The 11,682-nt window shown below is 69.4% G+C and carries 11 protein-coding genes; 6 read left to right on the plus strand and 5 right to left on the minus strand.

Features of this window, described 5'->3' with window-relative positions; genetic code table 11:
- Nucleotides 1–108: 108 nt before the first annotated feature.
- From coxB to ACFWIC_RS26735, 4 genes are all read left to right on the plus strand, one after another.
- On the plus strand, nucleotides 109–963 hold the full coding sequence (coxB, locus tag ACFWIC_RS26720; RefSeq protein ID WP_329949887.1) for a cytochrome c oxidase subunit II: 855 nt from the start codon (nucleotides 109–111) through the stop codon (nucleotides 961–963).
- On the plus strand, nucleotides 960–2,735 hold the full coding sequence (ctaD, locus tag ACFWIC_RS26725) for a cytochrome c oxidase subunit I (protein ID WP_329881677.1): 1,776 nt from the start codon (nucleotides 960–962) through the stop codon (nucleotides 2,733–2,735). Before coxB ends, ctaD begins: the two co-directional genes overlap by 4 nt.
- Nucleotides 2,735–3,151, plus strand: coding sequence for a cytochrome c oxidase subunit 4 (locus ACFWIC_RS26730; RefSeq protein ID WP_329949886.1), 417 nt, complete (start codon nucleotides 2,735–2,737; stop codon nucleotides 3,149–3,151). Before ctaD ends, ACFWIC_RS26730 begins: the two co-directional genes overlap by 1 nt.
- A 168-nt stretch (nucleotides 3,152–3,319) precedes the next feature.
- Nucleotides 3,320–4,582: an Ig-like domain-containing protein gene (locus tag ACFWIC_RS26735; protein WP_329949885.1), complete on the plus strand. Its 1,263-nt coding sequence runs from the start codon at nucleotides 3,320–3,322 to the stop codon at nucleotides 4,580–4,582.
- 20 nt (nucleotides 4,583–4,602) lie between these two features.
- Here ACFWIC_RS26735 and ACFWIC_RS26740 read toward each other — a convergent pair whose 3' ends face one another.
- The 5 genes from ACFWIC_RS26740 to ACFWIC_RS26760 form a co-directional block, all read right to left on the minus strand.
- Nucleotides 4,603–4,986, minus strand: a complete 384-nt coding sequence (locus ACFWIC_RS26740) for a GntR family transcriptional regulator (protein ID WP_329881674.1) — start codon at nucleotides 4,984–4,986, stop codon at nucleotides 4,603–4,605.
- A gap of 123 nt (nucleotides 4,987–5,109) precedes the next feature.
- Nucleotides 5,110–6,768 carry a cytochrome bc complex cytochrome b subunit gene (locus tag ACFWIC_RS26745; RefSeq protein WP_380353422.1) on the minus strand — a complete coding sequence of 553 codons (1,659 nt, stop codon included), beginning with the start codon at nucleotides 6,766–6,768 and terminating at the stop codon, nucleotides 5,110–5,112.
- The gene (locus ACFWIC_RS26750) at nucleotides 6,765–7,823 is read right to left on the minus strand and encodes a Rieske 2Fe-2S domain-containing protein (RefSeq protein ID WP_329951441.1); all 1,059 of its coding nucleotides are present in this window, start codon (nucleotides 7,821–7,823) and stop codon (nucleotides 6,765–6,767) included. Before ACFWIC_RS26750 ends, ACFWIC_RS26745 begins: the two co-directional genes overlap by 4 nt.
- 8 nt (nucleotides 7,824–7,831) lie before the next feature.
- A complete protein-coding gene (locus ACFWIC_RS26755) occupies nucleotides 7,832–8,641 on the minus strand; it encodes a c-type cytochrome (protein ID WP_329882198.1) in 810 nt (269 codons plus the stop codon).
- Nucleotides 8,642–8,829: 188 nt separating this feature from the next.
- Entirely contained in the window at nucleotides 8,830–9,450 is a 621-nt protein-coding gene (locus tag ACFWIC_RS26760) for a heme-copper oxidase subunit III (RefSeq protein WP_329882197.1), read from the minus strand.
- 394 nt (nucleotides 9,451–9,844) lie between these two features.
- Here ACFWIC_RS26760 and ACFWIC_RS26765 point away from each other — a divergent pair, with 394 nt between their 5' ends.
- Both ACFWIC_RS26765 and trpD read left to right on the plus strand, forming a co-directional pair.
- Nucleotides 9,845–10,270 (plus strand): hypothetical protein, encoded by a 426-nt coding sequence (locus tag ACFWIC_RS26765; RefSeq protein WP_329882196.1) that lies wholly within the window; start codon nucleotides 9,845–9,847, stop codon nucleotides 10,268–10,270.
- Nucleotides 10,271–10,483: 213 nt separating this feature from the next.
- Complete coding sequence (trpD, locus tag ACFWIC_RS26770; RefSeq protein WP_329952004.1) at nucleotides 10,484–11,560, plus strand: anthranilate phosphoribosyltransferase; 1,077 nt, start codon at nucleotides 10,484–10,486, stop codon at nucleotides 11,558–11,560.
- The last annotated feature ends 122 nt before the right edge of the window (nucleotides 11,561–11,682 follow it).

Genomic DNA, 11,682 nt, shown 5'->3' on the forward strand with positions numbered 1-11,682 from the left:
GGGTTTGGCCCGCATAAGCATTCAAACCGTGCCCGTGGTCGGGTCGCCGGGAGGCAGCAACCTCTCCGGGGCGACGCGAAGGCGGGCGAGACTTCGGGAAGGCGCTACGTGAGTCCCAACGGCTCCGACCGCTCGCCGCGGCGCACGATGCGGCGGAAGCTGCCTCAGGCGCTGGCACTGGGCCTCGTCATCGCGACCGCCACCGGCTGCTCGGCCAACGACCTCCCCAGGCTTGGCCTCCCGAGTCCCGTCACCGAGGAAGGGCCCCTGGTCCTCCACATGTGGCAGGGCTCCTGGATCGCGGCGCTGGTGGTCGGCGTACTGATGTGGGGTCTGATCATCTGGAGCGTGATCTTCCACCGGCGCAGCCGCACCGGCGTGCAGGTCCCTCCGCAGACCCGGTACAACGTGCCCATCGAGGCGCTCTACACCGCGGTCCCCATCATCATCGTGTCGGTCCTCTTCTACTTCGTCGCCCGCGACGAGTCGAAGCTGATCGCCGTCTCCGAGAAGCCGCAGCACACCGTCAACGTGGTGGGCTTCCAGTGGAGCTGGGCGTTCAACTACGAGAACACCGAGAACCCCGACCCGGCCAACCAGGACGCGGCGTACGACGTGGGCACCCCGCAGGCGGCGCCGACCCTGTACCTGCCGGTCAACGAGACGGTGCAGTTCCGCCTCACCTCTCGTGACGTCATCCACGACTTCTGGCCCATCAACTTCCTGATGAAGATGGACGTCGTGCCGGGCGTGGTGAACAAGTTCGAGGTCACCCCGACCGTCAAGGGTGAATACATGGGCAAGTGCGCCGAGCTCTGCGGCGTCGACCACTCGCGCATGCTGTTCAACGTGAAGGTCGTCGACCGTGCCGAGTACGACCTTCACCTGAAGGAGCTCCGGGCCAAGGGGCAGACCGGCGCGGTGCCCTCCGGCATCACGACCATGGGAAGTGAAGAGAAGTGACCATCCTCAACGAGCCCGCCGCGGCCGGCGGGGGCGCCGGGGCCGTCACGGTCGGGGCGCAGCGGACCCGGAAGCCGGGTTCCACCATCATCAAGTGGCTGACCACCACTGACCACAAGACGATCGGCACCCTCTACCTGGGCACGTCGTTCGCCTTCTTCCTGATCGGTGGCGTCCTCGCCCTGGTCATGCGCGCCGAGCTCGCTCGTCCCGGGACCCAGATCCTGTCGAACGAGCAGTTCAACCAGGCGTTCACCATGCACGGCACGGTCATGCTGCTGATGTTCGCGACGCCGCTCTTCGCCGGCTTCGCGAACTGGATCATGCCGCTCCAGATCGGTGCCCCGGACGTCGCGTTCCCGCGTCTGAACATGTTCGCCTACTGGCTGTACCTGTTCGGCTCGCTGATCGCCGTCGCCGGCTTCATCACCCCGCAGGGCGCCGCCGACTTCGGCTGGTTCGCCTACGCGCCGCTGTCGGACGCGGTCCGCTCGCCGGGCATCGGCGCCGACATGTGGATCATGGGTCTGGCCTTCTCCGGCTTCGGCACGATCCTCGGTGCGGTCAACTTCATCACCACGATCATCTGCATGCGCGCGCCCGGCATGACGATGTTCCGGATGTCGATCTTCGTCTGGAACGTCCTGCTGACCGCCGTGCTGGTCCTGCTGGCCTTCCCGGTGCTGGCCGCCGCGCTGTTCGCCCTGGAGGCGGACCGCAAGTTCGGGGCCCACGTCTTCGACCCGGCGAACGGCGGGGCGCTGCTCTGGCAGCACCTGTTCTGGTTCTTCGGTCACCCCGAGGTGTACATCATCGCGCTGCCGTTCTTCGGCATCGTGTCCGAGGTCATCCCGGTCTTCAGCCGCAAGCCGATGTTCGGCTACTCCGGCCTGATCGCGGCCACCATCGCGATCGCCGGTCTGTCCGTGACGGTGTGGGCCCACCACATGTACGTCACCGGCCAAGTGCTTCTGCCGTTCTTCTCGTTCATGACCTTCCTGATCGCGGTCCCGACCGGTGTGAAGTTCTTCAACTGGGTCGGCACCATGTGGAAGGGCTCGCTGAGCTTCGAGACCCCGATGCTCTGGACGGTCGGCTTCCTGGTGACCTTCCTCTTCGGTGGTCTGACCGGTGTCCTGCTGGCCTCCCCGCCGATCGACTTCCACGTCTCGGACTCGTACTTCGTCGTCGCCCACTTCCACTACGTGGTCTTCGGCACCGTCGTCTTCGCGATGTTCGCCGGCTTCCACTTCTGGTGGCCGAAGATGACCGGCAAGATGCTGGACGAGCGCCTCGGCAAGATCACCTTCTGGACGCTGTTCATCGGCTTCCACACCACCTTCCTGGTGCAGCACTGGCTCGGCGCGGAGGGCATGCCCCGCCGCTACGCCGACTACCTGGCGGCCGACGGGTTCACCACCCTGAACACCGTGTCGACCATCGGCTCCTTCCTGCTCGGCCTGTCGATCCTGCCGTTCCTCTACAACGTCTGGAAGACCGCCAAGTACGGGGAGAAGATCGAGGTCGACGACCCGTGGGGCTACGGCCGTTCGCTGGAGTGGGCGACCTCCTGCCCGCCGCCGCGGCACAACTTCCTCACGCTGCCCCGGATCCGCTCGGAATCCCCGGCCTTCGACCTCCACCACCCGGAGATCGCGGCGCTGGACTACCTCGAGAACCACGGTGAGCCGGCCAAGCACCTCGCCGGTGTGACCCCGGCGAAGTACGACGCCCCGCAGCTGGGCAAGGGCAAGAAGGGTGGGGACGCCTGATGAAGGAACAGGGCAAGATCTTCCTGGGCCTGGCGGTCTTCGTGCTGGCCATGGCCATCACCTACGGGCTGTGGACCAACAGCTCGGACACCGGCATCGAGGCGGCGGGCACCACCGCGCTGTTCCTCGCCTTCGCCCTCTGCGCCTTCATCGGGTACTACCTCGCCTTCACCGCCCGCCGGGTGGACAGCGGCGCGGGTGACAACCCCGAGGCCGAGGTCGCGGACGACTCCGGCGAGCTGGGCTTCTTCGCCCCGCACAGCTGGCAGCCGCTCTCGCTGGCGATCGGTGGCGCACTGGCCTTCCTCGGTGTGATCTTCGGCTGGTGGCTGCTGTACTGGTCGATCCCGGTGATCCTGATCGGCCTCTTCGGCTGGGTCTTCGAGTTCTACCGCGGCGAGAACCAGAACCAGTAGGTCCCCGCCACTCGCACAGGGCCGGGCATCCCGCACGGGATGCCCGGCCCCGTTGCGTCCCCGGAGTGACGGGCTCACCCTCCCGGCGCAACGGCGCGCCGCCCGGATGTCGCTCGGCCGGACCGGTTCCTACGATCTGATCAATCGTGCGAACCCCCGGAGGCGGTCATGGCCGACAGGCGCGGAATCGCGGGTATCGGCGGCATCTCGCTGGCCCTGGCAGTGCTGGCCCCGCTGGCCGGCTGCACGTCCGGAAGCGGCGACGACCTCGCCGGGACCGTCCGTACGGTCGACGCCGCGCGGCTGGTCCATCTCTCGGCGACCGAGCAGGTGGACCCGTCCCAGCCGGTCACCGTCACCGCCGAGCAGGGCAGCCGGCTCACCGACGTCACGGTGGTCGGCCCGGACGGCCGGGTGGTCGCCGGGCGGCTCTCCGAGGACCAGCGCAGCTGGCAGACCACCGGGCGGCTCAAGGCCGCCACCACGTACACCGTCCGGATCGCCGCCGACGACGGCAAGGGCGGCCGCGGTGAGACCACCGCGGGGTTCGCCACCGTCGCCGCCCAGCGGCTGCTGGCCGCCAAGCTCGGCCCGGACTCCTCCGGCAGCGGCGTCTACGGGGTGGGCCAGCCGCTCACCGTCCAGCTCTCCGAGGCGGTGAAGGACCCGCAGGCCCGCCAGGAGGTGGAGCGGGCCCTCACCGTCACCTCGCAGCCCGCCGTCACCGGCGGCTGGTACTGGGTGGACGACAGGAACCTGCACTTCCGCCCGGAGCAGTACTGGCCGACCGGCACCACCGTCAGCCTCGCCTTCGAGGGCACCGGCAGCCGGATCGCGGACGGCCTGTACGGCGGCGACCGGGCCGCCCTGGCGCTGCGGATCGGCGAACGGGTCGAGACCGTGGTGGACGCGGCGGCCCACGAACTCACCCTGAAGCGTGACGGCCAGGTGGTCCGGACGATCCCGGTCACCACCGGTAAGCCGGGGTTCGACACCCGCAACGGCGTCAAGGTGGTGCTCGGCCAGGAGCGCAAGGTCCGGATGAGCGGCGAGACGATCGGGATAGCGGCCGGCAGCGAGGAGTCGTACGACCTCGACGTCGAGTGGGCGACCCGGGTCACCTGGAGCGGCGAGTACGTGCACGCGGCGCCCTGGTCGGTGGGCGCTCAGGGGGTCGAGAACGTCAGCCACGGCTGCACCGGCATGAGCACCGAGAACGCCCGCTGGTTCTACCAGAACACCAGGGTGGGGGACCTGGTGACGGTGGTGAACAGCCGCGGCAAGGGCATGGAGTCGTTCGGCAACGGCTTCGGGGACTGGAACATCGCCTGGACGGACTGGGTCGGGCACAGTGCCCTCGGGCAGCCCGTCAGCACCACCGCACCGGTCACCCGGGCCCCCGCCACCGGGATGATCGCCCCGCAGCTCTGAGGGGCCCGCCGGGGCCCTCCTCAGCCCTCGCCCGCCCCGTCGCGGTAGGCCAGCCGGAGCGCGGTGTCCACGGCCCCCAGGGCGTCCGGCAGTGGCAGCCCGAGCCGCCTGACCCGCTCGGCGTACTCGGCGGCCGCCGCGGCGGCCAGCCGGTGCGAGGCGTCGCCGACCGCGGCGATCAGGGTGCCGCGCCGGCCGTGGGTCTCCACCACGCCGTCCGCCTCCAGCTCCCGGTAGGCGCGGGCGACCGTCCCGGCGGCCAGCCCCAGCTCCTCGGCCAGCGCCCGGACGGTGGGCAGCCGCAGCCCGGTCGCCAGCTCGCCGCTGCGGGCCTGCCCGGAGATCTGGGCGCGGATCTGCTCGTACGGGGGAGTGGTGGAGGCCGGGTCGACGGACAGCTGCACGGAAGGGCTCCTGAGGTTCGGGCGGGTCGGGATCGGTCGGGTCGGGGCGGAACAGCCCGAGGGCCGCCGACCAGATGAACTCTGGTCAGCGGCCCTCGGGGGTGACGCGGGGTGCGTACGGGATCAGTGGTGGCCGTGGCCGCTGGTGATCTCGTGGTGCTCCTCGGCGGTGGGCTTGGAGATCTGGCTGCCCTCGCCGTAGAAGCCGCGGGAGAGCTTCGCCCGGGTCCGGGTGATGACGTTGGCCTTGCGGGCCACGCCGTTCTCGTCCGTCGCGGCCGGCAGCTCGAACGGCTGCTGCTGCTCGTGCGCGGTGAGCGTGTGCAGCTCCTTCTGCGGCAGCTGGGCGTGCACCTCGATGAACTCGCCGTGCGGCAGGCGCTTGATGACGCCGGTCTCGCGGCCGTGCAGCACCTTCTCCTTGTCACGGCGCTGGAGGCCGAGGCACCAGCGCTTGGTGATGATGAAGACGAGCACCGGGATCACGAACATGCCCACGCGGACGAAGTACGTGACCGAGTTGATCGACAGGTGCAGGTGGGTGGCGAACAGGTCGTTGCCACCGGCCATCAGCAGGATCAGGTAGAGGCTGATCCAGGCGGCGCCCAGACCGGTGCGGACCGGTGCGTTGCGCGGGCGGTCCAGGATGTGGTGCTCGCGCTTGTCGCCGGTGATCCAGCCCTCGATGAAGGGGTAGACCGCGATCGCGGCCAGCACCATCGGGAAGATCGCCAGCGGCACCATGACACCCAGGTTCAGGGTGTGGCCCCAGAGGCTGATCTCCCAGCCCGGCATGATGCGGATCAGGCCCTCGGAGAAGCCCATGTACCAGTCGGGCTGGGCGTCGGTCGACACCTGGTCCGGCCGGTACGGGCCGTACGCCCAGATCGGGTTGATCGTGGCGATCGCCGAGATGACGGAGATGAGACCGAACACCAGGAAGAAGAAGCCGCCGGCCTTGGCCATGTAGACCGGCATCAGCGGCATGCCGACGACGTTCTTCTCGGTCTTGCCGGGGCCCGCCCACTGGGTGTGCTTGTGGTAGAAGACCAGGATCAGGTGGGCGACGAGCAGGCCCAGCATGATGCCCGGGATCAGCAGCACGTGGATGGTGAAGAAGCGCGGCACGATGTCGTGGCCGGGGAACTCGCCCCCGAACAGGAACATCTGGATGTAGGTGCCGACCAGCGGGACGGCGAGGATCGCGCCTTCCATGAAGCGGATGCCGGTGCCCGAGAGCAGGTCGTCCGGCAGCGAGTAGCCGAAGAAGCCGTCGAACATGCCCAGGACGAGCAGCAGGAAGCCGAAGACCCAGTTGATCTCGCGGGGCTTGCGGAACGCGCCGGTGAAGAAGACGCGCATCATGTGCACGAGCATCGCCGCGACGAAGACCAGGGCGGCCCAGTGGTGGATCTGGCGGACCAGCAGACCGCCGCGCACCTCGAAGCTGATGTCGACCGTCGACGCGTACGCCTCGGACATCGGGATGCCCTTGAGCGGGACGTACACGCCGTCGTAGATCACCTCGCCCATGGAGGGCTTGAAGAACAGCGTCAGGTAGACGCCGGTCAGGATGATGATCACGAAGGTGTAGAGGCAGATCTCACCGAGCATGAAGGACCAGTGGTCCGGGAAGATCTTGCGCAGGTTGGCCCGGGCGAGGGAGTAGATCCCCAGCCGGCCGTCCGTCCAGTCCGCCGCCTGCTCCCACTTGTTGGCGGGCTTGGCGCGCGTGCTGGCGGGCTTGGTGGCACCGGAAGTGGTGCGGCTCGCGCTACTCATCGAGCACGCTCCCAGTAGCTCGGGCCGACGGGCTCGTCGAAGTCGCCGGTGGCGACCAGGAAGCCCTTCTCGTCAGTGGTGATCTTCAGCTGCGGCAGCGGGTGGCCGGCCGGGCCGAAGATGACGCGCGCGCCGTCCGCCAGGTCGAAGGTCGACTGGTGGCAGGGGCAGAGCGCGTGGTGGGTCTGCTGCTCGTAGAGGCTGATCGGGCAGCCGACGTGGGTGCAGATCTTGGAGTAGGCGAGGATGCCCTCGAAACCCAGCTCCTTCGACTGCTCGTCCTTGATGTCCGCCGGCGCGATGCGCACCAGCATCAGGGCGTCCTTGGCGATGCGCTGCTGGAAGTCCTCGTCGTGGGTGTGCAGACCCTCGGGCATCGCGAAGGTCAGCGACCCGACCACGATGTCCTCCGCCGTCATCGGCAGGTTGGTGTTCATGTTGATGAGCGCCAGGGGCTTGGCCGGGGTGGCCTCCAGCCAGCCGGTGTGCTCCAGCTTGTCCTCGGGCAGCGGGCCCAGGTCGCGCAGCAGCACCACACCGGAGAGCGGCACCAGGGCCATCGAACCGATGAGGGTGTTGCGGATCATCTTGCGGCGGCCGAAGCCGGACTCCGCGGCGCCCGTCCGGAACTGCTCGATGACGTCGTTGCGGACCTCGTCGTCGGCCTCGATCGGGTGACGCTCGGCCGGCAGCTCGACGTCCGACATCAGGGTGCGGGCCCAGTGGACCGCGCCCGCGCCGATCAGGAACAGAGCCACGCCCAGGGTCATGCCCAGGGCGAAGTTCAGCGCGCTGACGTGTCCGAGCGGCCAGACGTAGACGATCTTGTCCTTGTCGATGGCCACGTAGGAGGCGATGAAGGCGACGGTGGCGATCATCGAGACCACGAACATCAGCGACACCTGGCGCTCGGCCCGCTTGGCGGCCCGCTCGTCGATGTCGGTGCGGCGCGGTTGGTGCTCCGGCAGACCCGGGTCGGCGAACGGATCGCCGTGGGTGGCCACCTCGTGGTGCCCGGCGGAGCCGTGGGACTCCGGGAGCTTCTCTTCTGACATGTCGTGGCTCATGACTTCTTGGCCTTGGTGGTGTGGGCGGCGACCCAGATCGCGACCGCGATGAGCGCTCCGAGCCCGAAGATCCAGCCGAACAGGCCCTCGGTCACCGGACCGAGGCTGCCGAGCGTGAGACCGCCGGGGTTGGGCTCATCGTTGGTGGTGTGGCGGACGAAGGCCACGATCTGCTTCTTCTGCTCCTCGGGCATGGTGCCGTCCGGGAACGACGGCATGTTCTGCGGGCCGGTCTGCATGGCCTCGTAGATGTGCTTCGCGTCCACGCCCTCCAGCGACGGGGCGTACTTGCCCTGGGTCAGGGCACCGCCCTGACCGGCGAAGTTGTGGCACTGGGCGCAGTTGGTGCGGAACAGCTCGCCGCCCTTGGAGAGGTCCTCGGGGTTGGTCGAGGTGTACTGCTCCTCGGTCGGCGTCACCGGGCCGGGGCCGAGCGAGGCCACGAAGGCGGCCATCTGGTCGATCTCGGCCTGCGAGTAGATGTTCTTCTTGGCCGGCACCTGGGCGCCGGGCTGCTGGGCCGGCATGCGGCCGGTACCGACCTGGAAGTCGACCGCGGCGGAGCCGACGCCGACCAGGCTGGGACCGTCGCTCGAACCCTGGCCGTTCAGGCCGTGGCAGGAGGAGCAGCCCACGGCGAAGAGCTTCTTGCCCTCATCGATCGCGAGCGACTGCGCGGCGACGTCGGCCTGCGCCTTGTCGGCGGGCGCGAACGCGGCGTACAGCCCCCCGGTTGCCGCCAGGGCGAGAAGTAGGACGACCAGCGCCGCCAGTGGGTGGCGCCGTCGTGCGGAGAGCTTTTTCACGGAATAACCCCGGTGTCAGGATCTGGTCGACTGGTGGGTGCACCCGGCGGCCGGTCTGGCCGGCACGAGGCTGCCTGTCTAGGGCTGCGCGCGCGGTCGGTCGGTGGGAGCGTCGCCCACCGGCGAAATCGGGCCGTCACCCAGAAGGGCGGGACCCGGAGCCGGTGGCCAGCGACCTGATCAGCTGGTTACTTGATCAGGTAGATGGTCGCGAACAGGGCGATCCACACGACATCGACGAAGTGCCAGTAGTACGACACCACGATCGCGGCGGTGGCCTGCTCGTGCGTGAAGCGCTTGGCTGCGTACGTCCGTCCCAGGACCAGCAGGAAGGCGATCAGACCACCCGTCACATGCAGACCGTGGAAGCCGGTGGTCAGGTAGAACACCGTGCCGTACGGGTCGGAGGACAGCGAGAGACCGTCCTTCTTGACCAGCTCGGTGTACTCGAAGATCTGGCCGCCGATGAAGATCGCGCCCATCACGAAGGTGATGATGAACCACGAGCGGAGCTTCTTCACGTCCCCGCGCTCGGCGGCGAAGACGCCGAGCTGGCAGGTGAGCGAGGAGAGCACCAGGATCGTGGTGTTGACCGAGGAGAAAGGCACGTTGAGGGCGTGCGCCTTCTCGGTCCAGTACTCGGCTCCCTTCACGGAGCGGAGCGTGAAGTACATCGCGAAGAGGGCCGCGAAGAACATCAACTCGGAACTGAGCCAGACGATCGTTCCGACGCTGACCATGTTCGGCCGGTTGACCGATCCGTGCGCGTGCCCGGTTTCTACTGCTGTTGCTGTCGCCACGACGGACATTATGTCGGTCCCTTATTCCGTCTTCACGTCGGGGGGTGTCCCTCGGAGTGTCCGGTGCGTGCGGTATGCCCCCCTGGTGGCCGACGGGCCGTCCGGACCGCCGCTGAGCAGCGGCGTGTCCCTTTTCTGACGGTTCTTCGAAGGCCCCTTCGACCCTCTTGCCCGCGTGTCGCACCACCCTTTCGGGGCCCTCCGGTAGTAAGGGGAGAAGCTCCCCGTCCGCCGTACGGGTGGACTGAGGGGGTGAGGGTGACGCGCTGTCCTCCGGCCGGACCAGTCGTGGGCGCGGCGGCTTGAGAAGGATCGCGCGGGAGTGGCTCGGCGGCCGGTGATCGGGAGTAGCATCCGGGGAGAGGCGAACGTGGTCCGGATCACACGTGAGGGAGCAGGGCCCATGGCGTACACGACAGACGAGACGCTGACCGTTCTCGTCTACAGCCACGACCGCACCACCCGCGAGCAGGTGCGCACGGCACTCGGCAGCCGGGTGGCCGAGGATCTGCCGGAGCTGTCCTACCTGGAGTGCGCGACCACCCCCGCGGTGCTCAAGGCGCTGGAGAAGGGCGGCGTGGACCTCTGTGTGCTGGACGGGGAGGCGGTTCCGGCCGGCGGGCTCGGACTCGCCCGGCAGCTGAAGGACGAGATCTACGGGTGCCCGCCGCTGCTGGTGCTGATCGGCCGGCCGCAGGACTCCTGGCTCGCCGCCTGGAGCCGGGCCGACGCGGCGATCTCCCAGCCGGTGGACCCGGTGGCGCTGGCCGGGGCCGCGGGCACGCTGCTCCGGGCGCGGCTGGCCAAGCGGACGCCGGCCGCCCGCTAGCGGGCGCGCGGAGGTCCGCAGGCCCCCCGGGACCGGGGGCGGCCGGGCCGCGCCTCCCGGGAGGGGCGTTCCGGACGGGGAGTCCGGGGCCTCGCGTCTCACTACGGGAGAAGAAGGGTGAACGGCGGAGCCCCGGTGCCCCGCCGCTCGATAGGCTGACTCCGTCCCTACGGTCCATCCCCGTACACCGGGGAGCGAGAGCTGGAGTCAGCCATGGTGAACGCGCACCCTGCGAACGGCGGTAGCGACCCCGCGCAGGTGGTCCGCACCTGGCCGGACATCCTGACGGTGCTGCTGCGCGGGGAGGACCTCGACCGCTCGGCCACCGCCTGGGCGATGGACCGGATCATGAGCGGCGAGGCGTCCCCGGTCCAGGTCGCCGGATTCATGGTGGCGCTGCGGGCCAAGGGCGAGACGGTCGACGAGATCTCCGGACTGGTCGACTCGATGTACGCGCACGCCGAGCCGCTGTCCGTCCCCGGCCCGGCGGTGGACATCGTCGGTACCGGCGGCGACCGGGCGAAGACCGTCAACATCTCCACCATGTCGGCGATCGTCGCGGCGGCGGCGGGCGCCAAGGTGGTCAAGCACGGCAACCGGGCCGCCTCCTCGTCGAGCGGGTCCTCGGACGTGCTGGAGAAGCTCGGGATCCGGCTGGACCTGGCGCCGAGCCGGGTCGCCGAGGTGGCCGAGGAGGTCGGGCTGACGTTCTGCTTCGCGGCCACCTTCCACCCGTCGATGCGGCACGCCGCCCCGGCCCGCCGCGACCTCGGGGTGCCCACCGCGTTCAACATCCTCGGGCCGCTCACCAACCCGGCGCGGGTGACCGCGCACGCGATCGGCTGCTTCGACACCCGGCTCGCTGAGCTGATCGCCGGCGTGCTGGCGCGGCGCGGCTCCACCGCACTGGTCTTCCGCGGCGACGACGGCCTCGACGAGCTGACCATCACCACCACCTCGCGGGTCTGGATCGTCCGCGACGGCGCCGTGACCGAGACCGTCCTCGACCCGCGCGACGTCGGGATCGAGCCGGTCGGCATCGAGGCGCTGCGCGGGGCGGACCCGGCGTACAACGCGGACGTCGCGCGCCGGCTCCTGGCCGGGGAGCACGGGCCGGTCCGGGACGCCGTCGTGCTGAACTCGGCGGCGGCACTGGTGGCACTCGACCTGACCGACGCGCCGCTGTCGGAGCAGCTGGCGGCCGGTATGGAGCGGACCGCGGCGGCGATCGACTCGGGCGCCGCCCGGGACCTGCTGAAGCACTGGTCGGAGGCCACCGCGCGGGTCTGATGCGGCGACAGGGGCCGGCGGGGCGTCCTTGGGTTCTAGGAGTCGTTGCAACACCCCAGCTCAGGGGATGCATTGGACTTCGAGATCCGTAAGGCCCGGACGGCTCAGGGCCCGGTGAAGCT

This window comes from Kitasatospora sp. NPDC127035 (assembly GCF_042726075.1).
Classification (GTDB): Bacteria; Actinomycetota; Actinomycetes; order Streptomycetales; family Streptomycetaceae; genus Kitasatospora.

Excerpts from the sequence above, each read along its gene's own strand:
- ACFWIC_RS26745 (WP_380353422.1), bottom strand. The coding sequence starts at position 6,768 with ATGAGTAGCGCGAGCCGCACCACTTCCGGTGCCACCAAGCCCGCCAGC.
- ACFWIC_RS26760 (WP_329882197.1), bottom strand. The coding sequence starts at position 9,450 with ATGTCCGTCGTGGCGACAGCAACAGCAGTAGAAACCGGGCACGCGCAC.
- ACFWIC_RS26750 (WP_329951441.1), bottom strand. The coding sequence starts at position 7,823 with ATGTCAGAAGAGAAGCTCCCGGAGTCCCACGGCTCCGCCGGGCACCAC.
- ACFWIC_RS26765 (WP_329882196.1), top strand. The coding sequence starts at position 9,845 with ATGGCGTACACGACAGACGAGACGCTGACCGTTCTCGTCTACAGCCAC.
- ACFWIC_RS26730 (WP_329949886.1), top strand. The coding sequence starts at position 2,735 with ATGAAGGAACAGGGCAAGATCTTCCTGGGCCTGGCGGTCTTCGTGCTG.
- ACFWIC_RS26735 (WP_329949885.1), top strand. The coding sequence starts at position 3,320 with ATGGCCGACAGGCGCGGAATCGCGGGTATCGGCGGCATCTCGCTGGCC.
- trpD (WP_329952004.1), top strand. The coding sequence starts at position 10,484 with ATGGTGAACGCGCACCCTGCGAACGGCGGTAGCGACCCCGCGCAGGTG.